Source organism: Rathayibacter tritici (assembly GCF_001641005.1).
Classification (GTDB): Bacteria; Actinomycetota; Actinomycetes; order Actinomycetales; family Microbacteriaceae; genus Rathayibacter; species Rathayibacter tritici.
In genome coordinates, this window is record NZ_CP015515.1 from 1750451 (window position 1) to 1772439 (window position 21989).

A 21989-nucleotide genomic window follows, 5' to 3' on the forward strand; every position below is an offset into this window, starting at 1 on the left:
GTCAATCTCCGGCAGCAGGAGGGACGGCAGCAGGAGGGACGGGCGCAGCGGAACCCGCCAGGCGAGTCCACGCGTCCAGCGCCGCGGCCATCTCCGCCGCCTTCTTACTGGTGCCCTCACCGCGGGCCGTGACGAATCCGCCGACGATCACGGTGGCGACGAACACCTTGTTGTGGTCGGGTCCGGTGGCCACGATCTCATAGCGCGGGGCCGGCGCACCGCGCTCGGCCGCCGCCTCCTGGAGGCTCGTCTTCGGGTCCATCGACACACCGAAACGCAGCGGGTCGGCCCGCAGCGGTGCGATCAGGCGCAACACCAGGTCGCGCGCAGCGTCCGGCCCGATGCCCAGGTACACGGCGCCGATGATCGCCTCGACCGTGTCCGCGAGGATCGACGCCTTATCGCGGCCACCGGTCAGCTCCTCACCACGGCCGAGCCGGAGGAACTCACCGAGACCGATGCCGCGGGCGATCTCGGCGAGCGCCACGGTCGAGACCAGGCTCGCCCGGCGCTTGGCCAGGTCGCCCTCGCTGAGAGCGGGGTACTCGGTGTAGAGCATGACGGTCACCGCCTGCCCGAGGATCGAATCGCCGAGGAACTCGAGGCGTTCGTTGTGCGGAATGCCGCCGTGCTCGAACGCGAACGACCGGTGCGTCAGGGCGAGTTCGAAAAGCTCACCGTCGAGGCTCACGCCGAGCGTGGCCTCCAGACGCGACCGGTCGTCGCTGGAGGGTCGTGCCGAGGTCTGGTTCACTGTGGCCGCGTGAAAGCGCGGGTGCGGATCAGACGTCGGCGACCTTGCGGCCCTTGTACTCGAGGAACAGCGCGGTGCCCGCGGAGTCCTCGACGACCTTGGCGCGGTGGGGAAGGCTGTAGACGACCTTGCCGTTCTCGACGGTCTTGACCAGGGGCGGAACCTCCGCCTTCCACTGCGAACGACGAGCGTGGGTGTTCGCGCGGGACTTCTTCCTCTTGGGAACAGCCATGATTCTCTCTTCTCTACCTCTAGTCGGATTCGGTGCGGGCGGTCGCGCCCTCACCGCTGTCTGCGGAAGCCGTGGTTTCTGCGGAGGCCGTGGTTTCTGCGGAAGCCGTGGCGTCTGCGGAGGCCCTGGCAGCCAGCACATCCCACCGCGAGTCCCGCGGCGCCTCGGGTTCGGGCGCCGAGGAATCGGCCAGCCGCTCCCCCGTGACGGGATCGAGGCCCGGACAGTCCGGCCGACAGACCGGCTGGAACGGCAGCGACAGAACCACCGCATCCCTGACCAGAGGTTCAAGATCCACGTGGTCGTCGTGAACCTCATAGTCGAAAGCTTCGTCAGAAGAGTACGCGAAAAGTTCCTGGAACTCGACATCGACAGGCAGGGAGATGTCCCTCAGGCACCGGCTGCACTCGCCGTCGGCCTCGGCCGACACCTCGACACTGGCCAGGATGCCCTCGTGCACGGACTCGAGCCGGACGTCCAGGTCGACGGCCGATCCCCGGCGGACTGCGACGATCCCCTCGCCGAACTGCTCCGGCGCCTCGAGCTCGAGGCGGTGCTCGCGCATCTCGCCCGGTCGCCTCACGAGGTCGCGCACGTTCACGGTGAACGGCGTCTTCTTGAAAGTAGTCACGAGGATCCAGTCTACTCAGGGCTCGTCGGCTCAGGGCTCACCTCACGCGCGGGCCACGATGTGTTCGCGAAGCTCGGGGATGATCCGCTCGCCGTACACGCGCAGGGTCTCCTCCTTGTTGTCGTGCTGAAGGTAGCCCGCGAACTGCGTGACGCCGATATCGGCGAGCGCCCGGAGCTTCTCGATGTGCTCCTCCGCGGTCCCGAGCACGCAGAAGCGCTCGACGATCTCGTCCGGCACGAAGGACGCGTGGCTGTTCCCGGCACGCCCGTGCTCGTTGTAGTCGTAGCCCTCACGCCCGGCGATGTAGTCGGTCAGCGCCTGCGGCACCGCTCCGGAGGCGCCGTAGCGGCCCACGATGTCGGCGACGTGGTTACCGACCATCCCGCCGAACCAGCGGCACTGATCGCGCATGTGCTCGCGATCGGTGCCGATGTACATCGGCGCTGCGACGCAGAACTGCAGCGTCTCGGGATCCCGGCCGGCGTTCGCCGCCGATTCCTTCACCGCGCCGATCATCCAGCGCGCGATGTCCACGTCGGCCAGCTGCAGGATGAATCCGTCGCCGACCTCGCCCGCCAGCTTCAGCGCGAGCGGGCCGTACGCGGCGACCCACACCTCGAGCGACGAGCCCCGACTCCACGGGAACTGCAAGGTCTGCCCGTGGTGCTCGACCGGGCGAGAGTTGGCCAGCTCGCGGATCACGTGGATCGACTCCCGCAGCGTCTTCAGCGTCGTCGGGGCGCCTCCGGTCACCCTCACCGCGGAGTCGCCGCGGCCGATCCCGCAGACGGTGCGGTTGCCGTACATCTCGTTCAGCGTCGCGTGCAGCGAGGCGATCACGGTCCAGTCGCGCGTAGCGGGGTTGGTCACCATCGGGCCGACCGTGATCCGGTGCGTCCGCTCGAGGATCTGCGAGTAGATCACGTAGGGCTCCTGCCAGAGCAGGTGCGAGTCGAAGGTCCACGCGTAGTCGAAGCCGTGCGTCTCGGCGAGCACGGCGAGCGCGACAGTGCGCGAGGCGGGCGGGTTGGTCTGGAGGACGACTCCGAAATCCATGAGGTTCCTTCTCAGATCAGGTACTGGTTCAGATCAGGTACTGGTTCAGATCAGGTACTGCGAGAGGCCGCGGGGGATGTAGCGCCCATCGCCCTTCGCGCCGACGTAGGAGCCGCCGTCGACGACGACCGTGCCCCGGGAGATCACCGTGTCGACGTGCCCGTCAATCTCGAAGCCCTCCCACGCCGAGTAGTCCATGTTCATATGGTGACTGCGTCCCTCGCCGATTCCGATCGAGGTGTGCCCGTGCGGGTCGTAGACGACGACATCGCCGTCGGCGCCGGGCTGGAGGACGCCCTTCTTCCCGTACATGCCGAACATTCGCGCGGGAGTGGTCGAGGTGAGCTCGACCCAGCGCGGCAGGCTGATCTGCCCGGACACCACGCCCTGATACATCAGGTCCATCCGGTGCTCGACCGAGCCGATGCCGTTGGGGATCCTCGAGAAGTCGCCGAGCCCCAGATCCTTCTGGCCCTTCATGCAGAAGGGGCAGTGGTCGGTCGAGACCATCTGGATGTCGTTGGTGCGCAGCGACTGCCACATGTGGTGCTGGTGCCCCTCGGCCCTCGAGCGCAGCGGAGTGGAACATACCCACTTCGCGCCCTCGAAGCTCCCCCACTCCGGAGAGGAAGCGCCGAGCTGCTCCTCGAGCGAGAGGTAGAGATACTGCGGGCAGGTCTCGCCGAAGACATTCATCCCGCGGTCGCGGGCCTGCGCGATCTGCTCCACCGCCTGCTTCGCGGAGACGTGCACCACGTACAGCGGCGCGCCGGTGAGGTCGGCGATCATGATCGCCCGGTGTGTCGCCTCCTCCTCCGCCTGCCACGGCCGCGACGTGCCGTGGAAGTACGGCGAGATGGTCCCCGCGGCGAGGGTCTGCTTCACCAGCTCGTCAATGAGCGCGCCGTTCTCGGCATGCATCATCATCATCGCGCCGATGTCGGCGCCCTTCTGGAAAGCCCGAAGGATCTGCCCATCGTCCGAGAGGAACACGCCCTTGTAGGCCATGAACAGCTTGAAGCTGGTCACTCCCTCGCGCATCAGCTCGTCCATCGCGACGAGCGAGGAGTCCTGCACGTCGGAGAGGATCTGGTGGAAGCCGTAGTCAATCGCGCAATTGCCCGCCGCCTTCTCCTGCCAGGCCTGGAAGCGGTCCACGACACTCTCGCCCGGGTACTGCACCACGAAGTCGACGATCGACGTCGTGCCGCCCCAGGCCGCCGCCCGCGTGCCGGTCTCGAAGGTGTCCGAGGCGAAGGTGCCGCCGAACGGCATCTCCATGTGGGTATGCGCGTCGATTCCGCCCGGAATCACATACTTGCCGCTCGCGTCGATCACCCGATCCACGTTCGCGGCAAGGTCGAAGCCCAGCAGAGTGGAGCCGGGAGCGAGCACCGCGGCGATCGTCTCCCCGTCGATCAGAACATCGGCGGCTCCGGCGCCGGTCGCGTTGACGACGGTCCCGCCCGTGATGAGGGTCTTCATCGGTTTTCCCCGTCTCGAACTGCGGTCACGGCTTCGGGATGCTGGTGTACGACTCCGGCCGGCGGTCCCGGTAGAACTGCCAGTCGTCGCGCATCTGCTGCACCATGTCCATCTCCAGGTCGCGGATCAGGATCTCCTCCGCGTCGCCCGAGCCCCGCTCGCCGACGAAGTTCCCGCGCGGATCGATGACCTGACTGGTGCCGTAGAAGTCGACCGCCAGCTCGCCGTACTCGTTGTCCTCGCGGCCGACCCGGTTGGGCTGAAGCACGAAGTAGCCGTTCGCCACCGCAGCCGCCGGGCCCTCAACCTCCCACAGCCGGTTCGACAGGCCGGGCTTGGTCGCGTTGGGGTTGAAGACCAGGTGCGCGCCGTTCAGCCCCAGCTCGCGCCAGCCTTCCGGGAAGTGACGGTCGTAGCAAATGTGCACGCCGACCTTGCCGACCGCCGTGTCGAAGACCGGGAAGCCGAGATTTCCGGGGCGAAAGTAGAACTTCTCCCAGAACCGGTCGAGGTGAGGAATGTGGTGCTTGCGGTATTTCCCGAGGATCGTGCCGTCCGCGTCCACCACGACCGCGGTGTTGTAGTAGACGCCGGTCTGCTCCTCCTCGTAGATCGGGAGGATCATCACCACTCCGAGCTCCTTCGCCAGGGCCGCGAACCGCTGCACGATCATTCCGTCGGCCGGCTCCGCATAGCGGTAGTACTTCTTGTCCTGCGTGATCCCGAAATAGGGGCCGTAGAACAGCTCTTGGAAGCAGACGATCTGCGCGCCGTCGGCCGCGGCGTCCCGGGCCATCTGCTCGTGCTTGTCGAGCATCGACTCCTTATCGCCGGTCCAGGTCGTCTGGGTGATCGCTGCGCGGACGATGGTCATCAGTACCTCCAGGGGCAGGCCTTCCTTGGCCTGGCCTTCATCTAACAGGTCTTCATCTAACAGGTCTTCATCGTCCAGGTCCGAGGTTTCTCCGGTGTTTCCGGCGCGGATCCGCAGCATCACAGCTCAGGCGGAGCGGAATCCATCGGTGCCGCTAGCGTAAGCGGATGCGCATCACGATCCTGGCCGGAGGCGTCGGCGGCGCCCGCTTCACGTCCGCCGTCCGCGAGCACCTCCGCGATCTCGAGGCCGCCGGCGGCGAGGCGAGCGAGATCACCGTTGTTGTCAACACCGGCGACGACCTGTGGCTCACCGGCCTGAAGGTGTGCCCCGACCTCGACTCGCTCACGTACGCGCTCGGCGGCGTCAACGACACCGAGCGCGGCTGGGGCCGGGCCGGCGAGAGCGAGCGCGTCTCGGCCGAGCTCACCGCCTTCGGCGTCGGCTGGCCGTGGTTCACCCTCGGCGACCTCGATCTCGGCACCCACATCGCCCGCAGCGCGATGCTGCGCGACGGGCTGACCCTCTCGGAGGCAACCGCCCGCATCACCGCGCGCTGGCCGCTCGGTGTCCGCCTCCTGCCGATGTCCGATCAGGACGTCGAGACCCACGTCGAGGTCGAGCTGCCCGGCGAGGGCGTGCGCCTGCTGCACTTCGAGGAGTGGTGGGTGCGCCTTCGCGCCGGCGCTCCCGCCCGCCGTTTCGTGCAGCAGGGCGTCGAGAGCGCCCGTCCCGCCCCGGGCGTGCTGGCGGCGATCGCCGACACCGACGCCGTGCTGGTCGCCCCCTCCAACCCCGTCGTCTCGATCGGCACGATCCTCGGTGTCCCCGGGATCGCCGACGCCCTCCGGCGGACGGCCGCCCCGGTTGTGGGCGTCTCCCCCGTCATCGGCGGTGCGGTGGTGCGCGGCATGGCCGACGCGTGCCTTGCCGCGATCGGCGTCGAGACCACGGCCGAGGCGATCGGCCGGCACTACGGCGCGCGGAGCGGAGGCGGGTTGCTCGACGCCTGGCTCGTCGGCGAGGAAGACGCAGGGGCCGTGCCCGCGCTCGAGTTGACCGGACTCCGCGTCCGCTCGGTGCCGCTCTGGCTGAACGAACGCGAAGCCTCCGTCCGTCTCGCCGCCGACGCGCTCGCAGCCGCGAAGAGCTGAGTGGATGTACGGTCGATCCCGCCCGACCATGAACGAAAGGACCTCCTCCATGCCTGGTGCACTCGTCCTCGCCGGCGGCGGCCTCGCCGGAATCGCGTGGGAGCTCGGTGTTCTCCGCGGACTCGCCGACGCCTCCCCCGAGGCGGCACGCCTCCTGCTCGATCCGTCGACCACCTTCATCGGTACCTCCGCCGGCTCGGCCGTCGCCGCACAGCTGAGCACCGGCACCGGGCTCGAGGAGTCCTACGAGGCGCAGCTGCAGGAGGAGTCGGCCGAGATCGGCGCGGACATCGATGGCGAACGTCTCAAGGCCCTCTTCGCCGCCGCCGTCGAGGGTGCCACCTCGCCCCAGGACGCGCGCCGCCGCATCGGCACCCTCGCGCTGGAGGCCGAGACCCTCCCCGAGGACACCCGCCGCGCCGTCATCTCCGCTCGTGTGGGCGATGCCGACTGGCCCGAGCAGCGCCTCCTGATCACCGCCGTCGACACGGCCACGGGCGAGTTGCGTGTGCTCGACCGCGAGAGCGGGGTCGCCCTGGTCGACGCGATCTCCGCGAGCTGCGCGGTCCCCGGAGTCTGGCCGCCGGTCAGCATCGACGGCGCGCGCTACATGGACGGCGGAGTGCGCTCCGGCAGCAACGCCGACCTCGCCGCGGGAGCCGACTGGGTCCTGATCGTCACCCCGCTCCCCGGAGTCGGCACTCCGGGCGCCGGCCTGATCCCCTCCGCCGAGCTCGACGCCCTCGCCGCGTCGCGCGTCGAGGTGCTCTACGCCGACGAGGAGTCGGTGCGCGCCTTCGGACCGAACTCGCTCGACCCGACCGTCCGCGCCGCCTCCGCTCGGGCCGGACGCGCGCAGGGCGCCCGCCTCGCCGATCGCATCACTGCGCTGGTCGGCGCGGAGGAGCCGGGCGGGGTCAGCGCCGCACGCTGTAGCGCGTGAAGACGGTCCCGTCCGTGAAGCAGTGCTCCTCGCGCAGGTCGAGCCGGGCGTGGAACCCGGGTGGGAGGAAGTGAGTGCCACCGCCTACCGCGACCGGAACGGTGTACAGCTGCACCTCGTCGACGATCCCGGCGAGCAGCGCGTGGCGCGCGAGGGTCGGCCCGCCGATCGACACGTCGTGCTCGGCAGCCCGGACCGCCGCGGCGACCACCACCGGATCGAACTCGGCGTGAAGGCGGGTGCGCCGCGTGTCGGTCGACGTCAACGTGGTCGAGTAGACCACCTTGTCCGCCGCGCGCCACATCTCTTGGAAGTCGCGGATGAACGCGAACTCGTCGGCGAGTTCCCACGTCTGCTCCCACGCGCGCATCGTCTCGTACATGCGACGCCCGTAGAGGTAGGTGCCCACCCGCGCCTCCCGCTCTGTGATGAAGCGATGCACCGCGGGCCGCGGCTCCGCCCACGCGAACCCGCCGTCCGCGTCGTTCACATAGCCGTCTAGCGACGCAATGGAGCTGTACATGAGCACGCCCACGTCGGCCTCTCTCCGCAGACGGCTTCGGGACCGCCCACCGGCGTGAGGGTAGGCCCCTCGACCCTGCCCGGCAACGGTCGCACCCCGGCCTGGCGCGAAATGCCTGACCGCTCTCTCAGAGGACGTCGAGCGCGCTGCTCTGGGCCAGCGACCGCCGATGCGCCACGCTCGATCGGGGTACCTGCCCTGACCTTCCCGAGGAGGAACACAAATGGTCGTCTCGAAGCCCGCCAAGCGGACGCTTCGGCTGTCCGTCGACTGGGGGCAGAAGTGGCCACTGAACGACTACATCGGGCCGGGGCCGATCGTCGACTGGGATTCGAAGATCACGCCGGAGCTCAAGAAGCGCCTGCGCGACTGGGCGACATTCTTCCGGGAGAACGCCGACCTCGACACCAGCCTCTTCGGCTCGGAGGAGAAACGGCGCTGGTTCCAGGTCGAGGGCTTCCGCCTCCTCAAAGAGCTGCAGGAGCAGGCCGGCGACGAGTTCGACTTCACTATCGACCTCTGGTTCTGACGAGGGCGGAGGGAGGGCGCGGTCTCTCCCTCCGCCCGGACCGCGTACCGTGGACGTGCCGCAGCGAGCGGCCGTGAAGGGTTCGGGATGAAGATCAGCCAGCTGCGTCACTTCGTGGCGGTCGCCGAGGAGCTGCACTTCGTGCGCGCCGCTGAGCGCCTCGGGATCTCGCGGCAGAAACTCGACTCTTCCGTCGCTGCCGTGGAACTCGACCTCGGTAAGCCGCTCTTCGAGCCCGGAGCCGCCGCGACGACGCTCACCGCCGCGGGCCGCCGACGCCTCGTTTCCGCCCGGGAAGAACTCGCGTCGCTCGGCGACGAGCCGGAAGCCGCCCCGAAGTCCGGCGGCAAGGCCAAGGCCTCCAAAGGCACCGGCCGAGCCCCCATCGTGAAGGGCCAGCCCAAGCCCTACAAGCGCCGCCAGTCCCGCTGACGCGGACCGCTCCCGTGGGCCCTACCGGGCTCGAACCGATGACATCCACGGTGTAAACGTGGCGCTCTACCAACTGAGCTAAAGGCCCCCGCCGCGGTACACCCGCGGACGATCGCCTCGATCCTACGGCAGTCGGCGTCCCGAGCCGACCGCAGCGCGACTCAGACGTGCGCCGGAGCGAGCGCGTCGATCGCGGCGCGGTAGGCCCCGATCGAGCGGGCCTCGCCCGGCGCGGTCATGAAGGTGTCGCGGATGACGCCGGCCTTGTCGATCAGGAAGGTCGCGCGGGTCGCGTAGCCCCTCGCCTCCATGAAGACGCCGTACTGCTTGGCGACGTCACCGTGCGGCCAGAAGTCGGAGAGGAGGGTGAAGCCGTACCCCTGCTGCTCCCCCCACGCGCGCAGTGTGTGCTTCGAGTCGACCGACACACCGATCAGCTCCACCTCGGCGTGCTCGAAGAGCGCCAGGTTTTCGCGCAGTGCGCAGAACTCGCCGGTGCAGGTGCCGGAGAAGGCGAGGGGGAAGAACACCAGGGCAACGTTGCGTCGCCCGTGGAAGTCGCCCAACTGGATGCGCTCGCCGTACTGGTTCGCGAGTTCGAAGTCGGGAGCCAGGGTCAGCTTCTCGAGAGCCATCGGTCCGATGTCCTTCCGTGCGCACGAGAGTCGCGCGAGCACGAGGGGCAATGCTAGACCTGCTGCGCGCAGACTCCAAGGAACCGCCGGTATCCGGGCTAGGCTGACGGAGGTGCCTGCGCGCGGCTCGTCATCCGAGCCTCGGATCCGCGGATCCGCACCGCTTCATGAGAGTGATGTCTCGGGCACGATCTGCCCCCAGAGAGAGGTCGAGGGTGACTGTTAACGATCAGGACCCGTATTCCGTCGGTCACGTGGACTCGGACCCCGAGGAAACGTCGGAGTGGAACGAGTCGCTCGATGCGCTCGTCGAGGAGCGGGGCCGGGGTCGCGGGCGCGACGTCGTGCTCAGTCTCCTCAAGCGCTCCAAGGAACTCCACCTCGGCGTGCCGATGGTGCCCACCACGGACTACATCAACACCATCGCGCCCGAGAACGAGCCCGACTTCCCGGGAGACGAGGACGTCGAGCGCCGCTACCGCGCGTGGATCCGCTGGAACGCGGCCGTCCTCGTGCACCGCGCGCAGCGTCCCGGGATCGGGGTCGGCGGCCACATCTCGACCTACGCGTCGAGCGCGTCGCTGTACGAGGTCGGCTTCAATCACTTCTTCCGCGGCCAGGACCACCCGGGCGGCGGCGACCAGATCTTCATCCAGGGCCACGCCTCCCCCGGCCCCTACGCGCGCGCCTTCCTCGAGGGACGCCTGAGCGAGCACCAGCTCGACGGGTTCCGCCAGGAGAAGTCGCACCGGGGCGGCGGGCTCTCCAGCTACCCGCACCCGCGCCTGATGCCGGAGTTCTGGCAGTTCCCGACCGTATCGATGGGACTGGGCCCGATCAACGCGATCTACCAGGCACAGGCGAACAAGTACCTCACCAACCGCGGCATTAAGGACGCCTCCGACCAGCAGGTCTGGGCGTTCCTCGGCGACGGCGAGATGGACGAGGTCGAGTCGCGCGGTCAGCTCCAGGTCGCCGCGAACGACGGCCTCGACAACCTGAACTTCATCGTCAACTGCAACCTCCAGCGCCTCGACGGACCCGTTCGCGGCAACGGCAAGATCGTGCAGGAGCTCGAGTCGTACTTCCGCGGCGCGGGCTGGAACGTCATCAAGCTCATCTGGGGCCGCGAGTGGGACGACCTGCTCGCCCGCGACACCGAGGGCGCACTCCTGGACCTGATGAACACGACGCCCGACGGCGACTTCCAGACGTACAAGACGGAGGACGGCGCCTACGTCCGCGAGAACTTCTTCGGCCGCGACCCGCGCGCCAAGAAGCTCGTCGAGGGCTACTCCGATGAGCAGATCTGGGGCCTACGCCGCGGCGGCCACGACTACCGCAAGATCTACGCGGCAATGAAGGCCGCGACGGAGCACAAGGGTCAGCCCACCGTCATCCTCGCGCACACCATCAAGGGCTACGGTCTCGGCCGCAGCTTCGAGGGCCGCAACGCGACCCACCAGATGAAGAAGATGACGCTGGACAACCTCAAGTCCTTCCGCGACACCATGCGCATCCCGATCACGGACGCGCAGCTGGAAGAGAACCCGTACCTCCCGCCGTACTACCACCCCGGCCAGAACGACGAGGCGATCGAGTACCTGCACGAGCGCCGTCGCGCGCTCGGCGGCTACCTCCCCGAGCGCCGCTCGAAGTACACGCAGCTGAACCTCCCCGAGGACTCGGCGTACGCGGTCGGCAAGAAGGGCTCCGGGACGCAGGAGATCGCCACCACGATGGCGTTCGTCCGCATCCTCAAGGACATCCTGCGCTCGAAGGACTTCGGCAACCGCGTCGTCCCGATCATTCCGGACGAGGCGCGCACCTTCGGCATGGACGCGTTCTTCCCGAACGCGAAGATCTACAATCCGCGCGGCCAGCACTACACATCGGTCGACCGCGAGCTGCTGCTGGCCTACAAGGAGAGCCCGCAGGGCCAGATCCTCCACGTCGGCATCAACGAGGCGGGCGCGCTCGCCGCGTTCACCGCGATCGGCACGTCGTACTCGACGCAGGGCGAGCCCCTCATCCCGGTCTACGTCTTCTACTCGATGTTCGGATTCCAGCGCACGGGCGACGCGATCTGGGCGGCCGGCGACATGATGTCCCGCGGCTTCATGATCGGGGCCACTGCGGGCCGCACCACGCTGACCGGTGAGGGCCTCCAGCACGCGGACGGGCACTCCCCGATCCTCGCGGCGACCAACCCGGCCGTCGTCAGCTACGACCCGGCCTACGGGTACGAGATCGCGCACATCGTCCAGTCCGGACTCGAGCGCATGTACGGCGGGAAGCACTCCGACCCGAACGTCATGTACTACATCACGGTCTACAACGAGCCGATCGTGCAGCCGAAGGAGCCGGAGGACGTCGACGTCGAGGGCATCGTCCGCGGCATCCACCGCATCTCCTGGGGCCAGTGGGACGGGCCGAAGGCCCAGCTCCTCGCCTCCGGCGTCGCGGTGCCGTGGGCGATCGAGGCGCAGAAGCTCCTCGCTGAGGACTGGGGCGTCTCGGCGGACGTCTGGTCGGTCACCTCGTGGAACGAGTTGCGCCGCGACGGCATCAAGGCGGAGCAGCACAACTTCCTCCACCCCGAGGACGCCGAGCAGGTGCCGTACGTGACGCAGAAGCTGGCCGACGCGAAGGGCCCCTTCGTCGCCGTGTCCGACTTCTCGCACCAGGTCCCCGACCAGCTGCGCCAGTTCATCCCGGGCGACTTCGCGACGCTCGGAGCGGACGACTTCGGCTTCTCGGACACCCGTGCGGCTGCGCGACGCTACTTCCAGATCGACGGCCCCTCGGTCGTGGTGCGGACGCTGCAGTTGCTCGCCAAGCGCGGCGAGGTCGACCCTTCGCTCGCGGTGCAGGCGATCGAGAAGTACCGCCTTCTGGATGTGAACGCCGGCACCACGGGCAACGCGGGCGGCGAGAGCTGACGGCGGAGTCGGTGCGCACGAAGGAGCAGACCCTCGCCTGGCTGCGCACCCTCGCGGGCGAGCTCTCGACGCAGACGATCAAGCGCCTCGAGGACACGCTGCCCTGGTACGGCAGCATGCCCCCCGGCCGGCGCTCTGCCGTCGGCCTCGTGGCTCAGGCCGGCATCACCTCGTTCATCTCCTGGTTCGACGACCCCTCGGCTACACCCTGGATCGCCGCGGACGTCTTCGGCGCCGCGCCGAGGGAACTGCTGCGCTCGGTGTCGCTGACGCAGACGCTGCAGCTGATCAAGGTGACCGTCGAGGTCGTCGAGGACCGGATCAAGAACGGCGGCGAGGACCTGCGCGAGGGGATCCTGCTCTACTCGCGCGAGATCGCCTTCGCCGCCGCCGACGTCTACGCCCGCGCTGCCGAAGCGCGCGGCCTCTGGGACGCGCGCCTGGAGGCGCTGGTCGTCGACTCGATCCTCACGGGCGAGGCCGACGACGAACTGCCGAGCCGCATCGCCGCCCTCGGCTGGCACGGCCACGGCGAGGTCGCCGTCCTGGTGGGCACCGCACCCAAGATGCTCGACGTCGACCAGCTGCGCCGCACCGCCCGACACATGGACGCCGACGTGCTGATCGGCGTGCAGGGCAGTCGGCTCGTCCTGGTCATCGGCCGGGCGGAGCCGAGCGAGAACGCCACGGAGGAGACCGGTCCGCCGGTCGCCTTCCTCGAGATCGCGGAGGCGCTCGAACCCGGATTCGGGGCGGGCCACCTCGTCCTCGGCCACGAAGTGCCGACCCTGGTGGAGGCGTCGCGCAGCGCTCGCGCGGCACTCGCCGGCTTCGCAGTGGCACGCTCGTGGCGGAACGCCCCGCGACCGGTGAACGCAGACGACCTGCTCCCTGAGCGGGCTCTCGCCGGCGATCCGCTTGCCCGGCAGAGCCTCATCACGCAGATCTACCGCCCGCTGCAGACGCACTCGACCGAGCTGCTGAGCACGCTGTGGGCCTACCTCGACAACGGCCGCTCGCTCGAGGCGACCGCGCGGGAGCTGTTCGTGCACCCGAACACGGTGCGCTACCGGCTCAAGCGCGTCGCCGAAGTGATCGGCTGGGACGCGACGGGAGCCCGCGAGGCGCTCATCCTCCAGTCCGCCCTCATCCTCGGCTCGATGAGCGACCCGGACGGCGCCGTCCGCCGCAAGCCCACCCGCCGCTGACATCTTGTAGACCCGCGACAAGCTCTGTCTCCTTTGTCAGTGGCTCCACGCGCCGCACCCGCGAGCGCAGATCGGAAGACTGGACACCGTGATCGTCGTCGTCGCCCCGGGTCAGGGCTCCCAGACCCCCGGATTCCTCGCACCCTGGCTCGGAGTGCCCGCTGTGGCCGAGCAGGTCGCCGCGCACTCGGAGGCGGTCGGCATCGACCTCGCCGCGCACGGCACCGTCTCGGATGCAGACACCATCCGCGACACCGCGATCGCGCAGCCGCTGATCGTCTCCGCCGGTCTCGTCAGCCTCGCCGCACTGCTGCAGGACGGGCGCCGCGAGCGGATAGCGGGAATCGCCGGCCACTCGGTCGGCGAGATTACCGCGGCAGCCGGAGCCGGCGTCCTGACGGAGGCCGACGCTCTCGTGTTCGTCCGCGAGCGCGCCCGCGCGATGGCCGCCGCCGCCGCCGCGACGCCGACCGCGATGAGCGCGGTCCTCGGCGGTGACGAGCAGGCGCTCCTCGCCCGACTCGCTGAACTCGGCCTCGAGCCCGCCAACTACAACGGCGGCGGCCAGATCGTCGTCGCCGGCGCGGTCGACGCGCTCGAGGCGCTCAGGGCCGAGCCGCTGCGCGGGACCCGCGTGATCCCGCTGCAGGTGGCCGGTGCGTTCCACACCCGCTACATGGCGCCTGCGCGCGACTCCCTCGCCGGCGTCGCCGCCGGGCTGACTCCCACCGACCCGACTCTGCGGCTCTGGACGAACCGCGACGGCTCCGTCGTCGACTCCGGCGCAGCGTTCCTCGAGCTGCTGGTCGGCCAGGTCGCCTCCCCCGTGCGCTGGGACCTCTGCATGGCGGCGTTCGCCGAGGCCGGTGTCACCGGGATCATCGAGTTGGCCCCGGCCGGCGCGCTCGTCGGCCTCGCCAAGCGCGGGCTCAAGGGCGTGCCGAGCATTGCCATCACCACCCCCGATGACGTGGACGCCGCCCGCGCCTTCCTCGACGAGCACGCCGCCTAGCAGGAGACAGCCCCATGACGACCCCTTCCCTCACCCAGTCCAGCGGCAGCGCCTACACCCGCATCCTCGGCATCGGCGCGGCGCGCGGCGACCTCGTCGTCTCCAACAACGACCTGATCGAGCCGATCAACTCCTCCGACGAGTGGATCCGCCAGCGCACCGGCATCATCGAGCGCCGCCGCGCCTCCGCCGATATCCACGCGGTCGATCTCGCGACCACCGCCTCTCTGGAGGCGATCGAGAAGGCCGGCATCCGCCCGGAGCAGATCGGCGTCGTTCTCGTCTCCACGATCAGCAATACCGTGCAGACCCCGTCACTGGCCGCTCTGCTCGCCGAGCGCATCGGTGCGAATCCGGCCCCGGCCTACGACATCTCGGCCGCCTGCGCCGGTTACACCTACGGCATCGCCCAGGCCGACTCCTTCATCCGCTCCGGTCTCGCCGAGTACGTGCTCGTCGTCGGAGCCGAGAAGCTGTCCGACCTGGTCAAGTCGACCGACCGCAGCATCTCCTTCCTCCTCGGCGACGGAGCGGGCGCCGCGGTCGTCGGCCCCAGCGACACCGCCGGCATCTCGAAGACCGTCTGGGGATCCGACGGCTCCAAGTGGGACACCGTCGGCATGGACAACCCGCTCGCCGCCTACCGCGACGGTACCGCCGAATGGCCCACGCTGCGCCAGGACGGCCCGTCGGTCTTCCGCTGGGCGGTCTGGGAGATGGCGAAGGTCGCCAAGCAGGCGCTCGCGGAGGCGGGCGTCCAGCCCGAGGACCTCGCCGCGTTCATCCCGCACCAGGCGAACATGCGCATCATCGACGAGCTCGCGAAGCAGCTCAAGCTGCCCGAGACCGTGGCGATCGGCCGCGACATCGAGACCACCGGCAACACCTCCGCGGCGTCGATCCCGCTCGCCACTCACCGCCTGCTCGAGGAGCACCCGGAACTGCACGGCGGACTCGCCCTGCAGATCGGCTTCGGCGCCGGACTGGTGTTCGGTGCCCAGGTCGTGGTGCTCCCCTGACCTGCGCGACCCCACCCCTAAACTGACCTACGGTCACTGACGAACACCCGAAGAAACCCCCCAAGGAGAGAACCATGGCACTGTCCAACGAAGAAGTCCTCGCCGGCCTGGCCGAGCTTGTCAACGACGAGACGGGCATCGCGACCGACTCCGTCGAGATGGACAAGTCGTTCACGGACGACCTCGACATCGACTCCATCTCGATGATGACCATCGTTGTCAACGCCGAGGAGAAGTTCGACGTGAAGATCCCCGACGACGAGGTCAAGAACCTCAAGTCGGTCGGCGACGCGGTCACCTTCATCGTCAAGGCGTCCGAGTAGTCAGCGCCCGTACGCCCCGGCCGGTGATCGCCGGCCGGGGTGTCCGCCATCCACCCCACGAAACAGAGAAGCTCGTCATGACCAAGAAGATCGTCGTCACCGGAATCGGTGCCAGTACTCCCCTCGGCGGGACCGCCCGGGACTCCTGGAACGCACTCCTCGCCGGCGAATCGGGTGCCCGCTCCCTTGAGCAGGACTGGGTCGCTCAGTACGACATCCCGGTCACCTTCGCGGCCCAGGCCAGGGTGCGTCCGGACGAGGTGCTCTCCCGCCCCGAGGCGAAGCGCCTCGACCCCTCCAGCCAGTTCGCCCTCATCTCGGCCCGCGAAGCCTGGGCCGACTCCGGTATCACCGACGTCGACCCGCTGCGCGTCGGCGTCGACTACTCCACCGGCATCGGCGGCCTGTGGACCCTCCTCGATGCGTGGGACACCCTGCGCGAGCGCGGTCCGCGACGAGTATTGCCGATGACCATCCCGATGCTCATGCCCAACGCGGCTGCCGCCGCGATCAGCATGGCCATCCCCTCCCGCGCCTACGCCCGCACCGATGTGTCGGCCTGCGCCTCCAGCACCGAAGCCCTGGCGAACGCCTACGAGCACATGCAGCTCGGGCTCGCCGACGTCGTCATCGCGGGCGGCACGGAGTCGGTCGTTCACCCGCTCCCGATCGCCGCCTTCGCGTCGATGCAAGCCCTCTCCCGCCGCAACGACGACCCGGCGACCGCCTCGCGCCCCTACGACGTCTCCCGTGACGGCTTCGTCCTCGGCGAAGGCGCCGGAACGCTCATCCTCGAGACCGAAGAGCACGCGCACGCACGCGGGGCCCGTATCTACGCGGAACTCGCCGGCGGCGCCGTCACCAGCGACTCCTACCACATCACGGCCCCGGACCCGGAAGGCTCCGCCGCCGCCCGCGCCATGATCGGCGCCCTCGAACAGGCCGGAGCGGCGCTCACCGACGTCACGCATGTCAACGCGCACGCGACCAGTACCCCCGTCGGCGACATCGCCGAATACCGCGCCCTGCTCCGCGTCTTCGGTGACCACCTCCCGAACATCGCCGTCTCCGCGACCAAGGCGGCGACCGGCCACCTTCTCGGCGGCACCGGCGCCATCGAAGCGATCTTCACCGTGCTCGCCCTCCACGAGCGCACCGCGCCGCCCACCATCAACCTCCTCGACCAGGACCCCCAGATCCCCCTGGACGTCGTCACCAGCCCCCGCGCTCTCGGCGACGGACCGCTGGTCGCCCTCTCGAACTCGTTCGGGTTCGGTGGGCACAATGCTGTAGTCGCGTTCCGGACCGTGTAGCGGGGCAGAGCCGACGATCCACGTGCCAGCCGATCGGCGACGCCGCGCGGGAGCGGCGTCGAGGCGAGCACCGCTCAGCCGACCCCGTGCATCCAGACGACCGGCGCGAAGTCGCCGCCGTAGCGGAAGGGCTCGAGTTCGTCCTCCCAGGCCTGGCCGAGGGCCAGGCGGAGCTCACGGTGCAGCTCGATGGGGTCGGCGCCGGCGAGCTCCATTGCAGAGCGGATGCGGTCCTCCGGAACGACCGTGTTGCCTGCGCTGTCGGTCTGCGCATAAAAGATGCCCAGCTCAGGCGTGTGCATCCAACGGCCTCCGTCGACCCCGGGAGAGGGCTCCTCGGTGACCTCGTAGCGCACGTCCGCCCAGCCGCGCAGTGCGGAGGCGATGACCGCTCCCGTGCCGACCGGACCATCCCACACGAACTCGGCGCGCTGGGCACCGCGGAGGACGGGTTGCTCGATCCAGGCGAAGTTCACGGCACGACCAAGAGCGCGGCCTGTCCCCCACTCGAGGTGGGGGCAGAGCGCGCGGGGGGCGGAGTGCACGAAGAGCACACCCCGAGTTTGTTGCGCCACCATGCTGTCCTCCGTTCGTCCCGGTGCGTCTTCCCCAACGACCCGGACCACGGAACACCTGCGGTGCGCCTTCTTCAGTTTGACGGTGGACATGCCACCACGCCCGATCATGCAGGAGCCGTGCACCTGCGTCAAGGCGGCTCGCCGCGTGCCTATACTCGGGTCGTCCGCGCCGCCGGACACCGCACACCCTCAAACGACCGCCGGGAGGAGCACCGTGTCCATCCGCGACGGCCTGCTGGCCCTGCTCACGCTCGGCCCCGCCTACGGCCTGCAGCTGCACGCCGAGCTGCTCGACCGCGCCGCGCACCGGCGCCGGGTGAATGTCGGTCAGATCTACTCGACGCTCGAGCGCCTGCGCGAGCGCGGCCTCGTCACCTCAGCGGGCTCCACCGACGACGGCCTCCCCCTGCACACCCTCACCGACGACGGCCTGACGGAGGCGAGCGCGTGGCTGCGAGGGGACGGAGCGTCCCCGGAGGAGGACTGGGACGACGTTCTGGACCGGGTGCTGCTGGCGTCGAGCCTGTCCGGCGCCGACCTGGCCGCCGTGCTCGATGCCTACGAGCCTTCCCCGCCCGGGAGCGGCCCGGAGCACACGGAGGACGGCGCCGCCGCCGCGCACCCGCAGCGACGCCTTGCTGCGATCGCCGACCAGGTGCGAAAGGAGGCGCTGGGCCGACTGCTCCAGGCCGCCCGGGACGAGCTCACCGGCGAGGGTCCGGCACGCGGGGTGCGCGGCTACGCTCAGGAGCGTCCGCGCCGCGGGCGTCGCGCCGTCAGTCGGGACGAGAGAGGCACGGGTGAGACACGCACAGGTGCTGTCGCCTAAGGTGGTTCGCATGCCTCGCACCCCCCTCGGCCTCCGCGTCCCCTCTCGGGCGCGTCGGCGCCTCGTCGCCACGGGAGCGGGCACGGTCCTCGTTCTCTGCGCCGCCCTGGCCGCTCCGCTCTCGGCGTCCGCCGCGTACAACCCGTCCGACTACCCGTCGTGGTCCGATGTCGAGGCTGCGAAGTCGAGCGAAAGCGCCACCGCCGCCGAGGTCGACCGCATCACCGCCTTCCTCGCCGACCTGCGCGATCAGGCCGCAGCGCTCACCGACGCGGCTATCAGCCGTGCCGCCGAGGCGGACGCCGCGCAGAGCGCCCTCGACGAGGCGACCCAGCGGGTGAGCGCCCTCGAGGAGCGCGCCTCCGCCGCCCGCTCCGATGCCGACTCCGCGAAGGAGCAGGCCGGCCGCCTCGCCGCGCAGCTCTACCGCAACGGCGGCACCGATGCCACGCTCAATCTCCTCATCGGCGGCGAGCAGTCGAGCCAGCTCCTTTACCGCCTTGGCACGATGACCCAGCTCACGCAGCAGACCAGTCGCCTACAGACCGCGGCGCAGTCGACCGAGAACCAGGCCGTCTCCCTCGCCGCCCAGGCCGAAAAGGCCCGGAGCGAGCGGGTCTCACTGGCCACGGCCGCAGCCGATGCACTGTCGGCCGCCCGGTCCGCCCAGGCCGACGCGGACGCGAAGGTCGCCGAGCAGGAGAAGTACAGCCAGGAGCTCTACATCCAGCTCGCCTCGTTGAAGAACACCACCGCCGAGGTCGAGAAGGAGTACGCCGACGGCCAGGACGCGAAGTCGGCTTTCGAGGAGCAGCAGCGCCTCTCCCGCCTCGCGGCGGAAGCCGAGGCTGCCCGCCAGCTCGCCGCGTCCGCTCCGGCAGCGGGAACTGCTCCGGCGGCACCCTCCGGCGGCGGAGGCGGAGGCGCCGTCGAACTCGGCGACGACGACCCGACAGGCGCGCGCAACAGCTCCGCCAAGACCATCGGTGCTCTCGGCAGTTACACGGGGCGATCGGATGGCCTCTCTCCTGCTGAGGCTCAGGCCTACGCCCGCACGGCCGTCGGCCGCTTCGGCTGGGGATCCGACCAGGTCGATCGCTGCCTCATCCCACTGTGGAACGGCGAATCCGGATGGCGTTGGAACGCGCTGAACGTCTCTTCCGGCGCCTACGGCATCCCGCAGGCACTGCCTGCGAGCAAGATGGCCAACTCCGGAGCCGACTACCAGACGAACGCCGCGACGCAGATCGACTGGGGCCTGTCCTACATCAAGAATTCCTACGGCTCACCGTGCAACGCCTGGTCGAGTTGGAACAGCCGCTCTCCTCACTGGTACTGAGCGGGCACTGGTACTGAGCGGGCACTGGTGCTGAGCGGGGAGGCCTGCCTCACTTCGCTCGGTCGTAGGAGTCGACGACGGCGACGGTGACCGGGAAGTCGACCTCGCCCGCGCCGAACAGCGAGCGTCCGGCACGCACCGCCGCCTCGCGGAGGATCCCGGCAACTCGCTCCGCCACCTCCGTGGGAGCATGCACGATCACCTCGTCGTGCAGGAAGTAGACCAGGTGCGCCCGGCCGAGCGCGCCGCCCTCAGCGCGCAGTCGCGCCCGCAGCTCGCCCATCCAGCACAGCGCCCACTCGGCCGCCGTGCCCTGCACTACGAAGTTGCGGGTGAAGCGGCCCCACTCGCGCGCTCGCGCCGCATCGGACGCCAGACCCTCCGGCCCGGGCGGCGAACTGCGCCCGAGCCACGTCGAGACGCTCTCGCCGCGCTCCCCCGCCCGCGCCGCCGCCTCGACGTGCGCGACTGAGCGCGGGTAGGCATGCGCGAGCCGCGGGAGTAGCCGCCCCGCCTCTCCGCTCGTCGCTCCGTACATCGCGCCCAGCATCGCGACTTTGGCGCGGGGCCGATCGGGGATCACGCCCGCGTCGACGATGCCCTGGTAGAGATCGCGACCCCGCCCCGCGGCAGCCATTGCGGAGTCGCCCGAGAGTGCGGCGAGGATGCGCGGCTCGAGCTGCGCCGCGTCCGCCACCACGAGGCTCCAGCCGGGATCGGCGGTCACCGCCGCACGAATCTGCCGCGACAGCTGCAACGCGCCTCCGCCCGATGTCGCCCAGCGGCCGGTGACGACGCCACCGACCACGTACTCGGGGCGGAACCGCCCCTTGCGCACCCACGCGTCGAGCCAGGCCCAGCCGTTGGCGGTCAGCAGGCGCGAGAGCTTCTTGTACTCCAGCAGCGGCGGGACCGCGGGGTGCTCGATCGCCTGCAGCTCCCAGGAGCGCGTCGATTCGACCGGCAGCCCCGCGCGTCGAAGCGCCTTCAGGAGCTCGGCCGGCGAGTCGGGGTTGAGCTCGGGCGCGCCGAGCTCGTCGCGCAGTTGAACGGCCAGCGCCTCCAGCCGCGCCGGACGCCCACCGAAGAGCGGGCGAGGGCCGAGCAGCTCGGTGAGCAGACGGTCGTGCACGTCGGCGCGCCACGGCAACCCCGCGTCGGCGATCTCGCGCGCGATCAGGGCGCCGACCGATTCGGCGGCCAGCAACAAGCGGAGGCGGCGGCCGGCCTCCGCGGCTCCCGCGAGCGCCTCCTCCTGCCGGGCCAGCTCAAGGACGGGGTCGAGCTCGTCGGAGCCGCCCGCCGCCTCCTCGAAGCCAATCAGCGTGTCGAGGGCGGCGGGAGCGACGGCTCCCGCGTCCCACGCATCCAGGGGCGACCGCGCGAGGGCCGAACCGGCGACGGCCGAGGAGCGGCGGAGGATCGCACGGGCCAACCGGAGGTCGTGGCACCGCGCGACGAGCACCCCCGCCGCCAGCAGCGCGGGGTACCAGCGCGCGGTGTCGTCCCACACCCAGCGCGGACGCTCCGTCTCCCACTCGCGGACGAATGCCGCCAGTTCGGCGGGACCACGACCGCTCCCCACCTCGGCGCCGCTGGCGGGGTCGACCGCTCGCCACGCCCCGGTGGGGCCGCCGACGAGTGCGAGGAGCATCGGGCCATTCTCCCCCTGTGCTCTGTTCCCCTGTGCTCTGTTCCCCTGTGCTCTCTTTCCCTGTGCTGAGGCGCCACTCGTCGACGTCACGGCGACGGCCGCGACGGCGGGTAGCCCGGGAACGCCTTCTCCTGCGCGGTCGGCGGCTGGTGCTTCCAGAGCGCTGCCGCGATCGTGTCCATCGAGCGGGAGTAACCGACGAGCGTGCGTTTCTCGGGCTCAGCGGCCCAGGTCACCGCCCGGAACCAGGTCTCGCGGTACGGGCCGGTCTCGATCCGGCGGACCAGGCCGATCCTGCCGGTGCGCAGCGCGTCGACCATCACCCACTCGTCCTGCCCGCTGCTGCGCAGCATCTGGAGCGGACTCCACTCGATCATCGCGTCTCCGGTCTCTCGGCCACCGTGGCGAGTACGGTCGCCGCGGCGTACACTCACAGACTATCGAACACATGTTCGAACGGCCAGAGGGTCCGGCGAGTGAACGGAAGCACGAGTAACGCCGGGACAGACCAGGCGCGGAGG

At 69.9% G+C, this 21989-nt stretch carries 23 protein-coding genes and 1 tRNA gene; 12 read left to right on the top strand and 12 right to left on the bottom strand.

Annotation, left to right across the window (positions count from 1 at the left end):
- Position 1 precedes the first annotated feature (1 nt).
- From rnc to A6122_RS07995, 6 genes are all read right to left on the bottom strand, one after another.
- Positions 2–754 (bottom strand): ribonuclease III, encoded by a 753-nt coding sequence (rnc, locus tag A6122_RS07970; RefSeq protein ID WP_068253528.1) that lies wholly within the window; start codon positions 752–754, stop codon positions 2–4.
- A 28-nt stretch (positions 755–782) separates the two neighbouring features.
- Positions 783–986: a 50S ribosomal protein L32 gene (gene rpmF, locus A6122_RS07975; RefSeq protein ID WP_068253530.1), complete on the bottom strand. Its 204-nt coding sequence runs from the start codon at positions 984–986 to the stop codon at positions 783–785.
- A 19-nt stretch (positions 987–1005) separates the two neighbouring features.
- Positions 1006–1551 carry a YceD family protein gene (locus A6122_RS07980; RefSeq protein ID WP_084416177.1) on the bottom strand — a complete coding sequence of 182 codons (546 nt, stop codon included), beginning with the start codon at positions 1549–1551 and terminating at the stop codon, positions 1006–1008.
- 108 nt (positions 1552–1659) lie between these two features.
- A complete protein-coding gene (locus A6122_RS07985) occupies positions 1660–2676 on the bottom strand; it encodes a TIGR03842 family LLM class F420-dependent oxidoreductase (protein ID WP_068253536.1) in 1017 nt (338 codons plus the stop codon).
- A gap of 45 nt (positions 2677–2721) precedes the next feature.
- On the bottom strand, positions 2722–4161 hold the full coding sequence (gene hydA / locus A6122_RS07990) for a dihydropyrimidinase (RefSeq protein ID WP_068253541.1): 1440 nt from the start codon (positions 4159–4161) through the stop codon (positions 2722–2724).
- Positions 4162–4186: 25 nt separating this feature from the next.
- The gene (locus tag A6122_RS07995) at positions 4187–5035 is read right to left on the bottom strand and encodes a nitrilase-related carbon-nitrogen hydrolase (protein ID WP_068253543.1); all 849 of its coding nucleotides are present in this window, start codon (positions 5033–5035) and stop codon (positions 4187–4189) included.
- Positions 5036–5202: 167 nt separating this feature from the next.
- Between A6122_RS07995 and cofD the strand changes: the two genes are divergently transcribed.
- Entirely contained in the window at positions 5203–6189 is a 987-nt protein-coding gene (cofD, locus tag A6122_RS08000; protein WP_068253546.1) for a 2-phospho-L-lactate transferase, read from the top strand.
- Positions 6190–6238: 49 nt separating this feature from the next.
- Complete coding sequence (locus A6122_RS08005) at positions 6239–7132, top strand: patatin-like phospholipase family protein (RefSeq protein ID WP_068253549.1); 894 nt, start codon at positions 6239–6241, stop codon at positions 7130–7132.
- On the opposite strand, the gene A6122_RS08010 is transcribed toward A6122_RS08005, so the two are convergent.
- Positions 7107–7655, bottom strand: a complete 549-nt coding sequence (locus A6122_RS08010; RefSeq protein ID WP_237358144.1) for a dihydrofolate reductase family protein — start codon at positions 7653–7655, stop codon at positions 7107–7109. The two genes, A6122_RS08005 and A6122_RS08010, sit on opposite strands and share 26 nt — an antisense overlap.
- A gap of 223 nt (positions 7656–7878) precedes the next feature.
- On the opposite strand from A6122_RS08010, the gene A6122_RS08015 reads away from it, so the two are divergent.
- On the top strand, positions 7879–8184 hold the full coding sequence (locus tag A6122_RS08015) for a hypothetical protein (protein WP_068253565.1): 306 nt from the start codon (positions 7879–7881) through the stop codon (positions 8182–8184).
- Between the two features lie 87 nt (positions 8185–8271).
- Complete coding sequence (locus A6122_RS08020) at positions 8272–8616, top strand: LysR family transcriptional regulator (RefSeq protein ID WP_068253567.1); 345 nt, start codon at positions 8272–8274, stop codon at positions 8614–8616.
- A gap of 15 nt (positions 8617–8631) precedes the next feature.
- On the opposite strand, the gene A6122_RS08025 is transcribed toward A6122_RS08020, so the two are convergent.
- Both A6122_RS08025 and A6122_RS08030 read right to left on the bottom strand, forming a co-directional pair.
- Positions 8632–8704 (bottom strand) — tRNA-Val (locus A6122_RS08025).
- 73 nt (positions 8705–8777) lie between these two features.
- Positions 8778–9251 carry a peroxiredoxin gene (locus tag A6122_RS08030; protein WP_068253570.1) on the bottom strand — a complete coding sequence of 158 codons (474 nt, stop codon included), beginning with the start codon at positions 9249–9251 and terminating at the stop codon, positions 8778–8780.
- 215 nt (positions 9252–9466) lie between these two features.
- Here A6122_RS08030 and aceE point away from each other — a divergent pair, with 215 nt between their 5' ends.
- The 6 genes from aceE to A6122_RS08060 all read left to right on the top strand — a co-directional run bounded on the left by aceE (position 9467) and on the right by A6122_RS08060 (position 17068).
- Complete coding sequence (gene aceE / locus A6122_RS08035) at positions 9467–12193, top strand: pyruvate dehydrogenase (acetyl-transferring), homodimeric type (protein ID WP_068253572.1); 2727 nt, start codon at positions 9467–9469, stop codon at positions 12191–12193.
- Positions 12194–12204: 11 nt separating this feature from the next.
- Positions 12205–13401, top strand: a complete 1197-nt coding sequence (locus tag A6122_RS08040) for a PucR family transcriptional regulator (RefSeq protein WP_237358145.1) — start codon at positions 12205–12207, stop codon at positions 13399–13401.
- 88 nt (positions 13402–13489) lie between these two features.
- Positions 13490–14413 carry an ACP S-malonyltransferase gene (locus A6122_RS08045; protein WP_068253574.1) on the top strand — a complete coding sequence of 308 codons (924 nt, stop codon included), beginning with the start codon at positions 13490–13492 and terminating at the stop codon, positions 14411–14413.
- 14 nt (positions 14414–14427) lie between these two features.
- A complete protein-coding gene (locus A6122_RS08050; RefSeq protein ID WP_068253577.1) occupies positions 14428–15432 on the top strand; it encodes a beta-ketoacyl-ACP synthase III in 1005 nt (334 codons plus the stop codon).
- Between the two features lie 74 nt (positions 15433–15506).
- Positions 15507–15755, top strand: a complete 249-nt coding sequence (locus tag A6122_RS08055) for an acyl carrier protein (RefSeq protein WP_068253578.1) — start codon at positions 15507–15509, stop codon at positions 15753–15755.
- Between the two features lie 77 nt (positions 15756–15832).
- The gene (locus tag A6122_RS08060; RefSeq protein ID WP_068253580.1) at positions 15833–17068 is read left to right on the top strand and encodes a beta-ketoacyl-[acyl-carrier-protein] synthase family protein; all 1236 of its coding nucleotides are present in this window, start codon (positions 15833–15835) and stop codon (positions 17066–17068) included.
- A gap of 74 nt (positions 17069–17142) precedes the next feature.
- On the opposite strand, the gene A6122_RS08065 is transcribed toward A6122_RS08060, so the two are convergent.
- Positions 17143–17646: a DUF3145 domain-containing protein gene (locus tag A6122_RS08065; RefSeq protein ID WP_068253582.1), complete on the bottom strand. Its 504-nt coding sequence runs from the start codon at positions 17644–17646 to the stop codon at positions 17143–17145.
- Between the two features lie 214 nt (positions 17647–17860).
- Here A6122_RS08065 and A6122_RS08070 point away from each other — a divergent pair, with 214 nt between their 5' ends.
- Together A6122_RS08070 and A6122_RS08075 are read left to right on the top strand one after the other, a co-directional pair.
- The gene (locus A6122_RS08070; protein ID WP_167542356.1) at positions 17861–18475 is read left to right on the top strand and encodes a PadR family transcriptional regulator; all 615 of its coding nucleotides are present in this window, start codon (positions 17861–17863) and stop codon (positions 18473–18475) included.
- Positions 18476–18485: 10 nt separating this feature from the next.
- The gene (locus A6122_RS08075; RefSeq protein ID WP_084415891.1) at positions 18486–19814 is read left to right on the top strand and encodes a coiled-coil domain-containing protein; all 1329 of its coding nucleotides are present in this window, start codon (positions 18486–18488) and stop codon (positions 19812–19814) included.
- A gap of 49 nt (positions 19815–19863) precedes the next feature.
- Here A6122_RS08075 and A6122_RS08080 read toward each other — a convergent pair whose 3' ends face one another.
- Together A6122_RS08080 and A6122_RS08085 are read right to left on the bottom strand one after the other, a co-directional pair.
- The gene (locus A6122_RS08080) at positions 19864–21468 is read right to left on the bottom strand and encodes a bifunctional 3'-5' exonuclease/DNA polymerase (protein WP_068253585.1); all 1605 of its coding nucleotides are present in this window, start codon (positions 21466–21468) and stop codon (positions 19864–19866) included.
- Between the two features lie 86 nt (positions 21469–21554).
- Positions 21555–21845, bottom strand: coding sequence for a hypothetical protein (locus A6122_RS08085; protein ID WP_068253588.1), 291 nt, complete (start codon positions 21843–21845; stop codon positions 21555–21557).
- Positions 21846–21989: the final 144 nt, after the last annotated feature.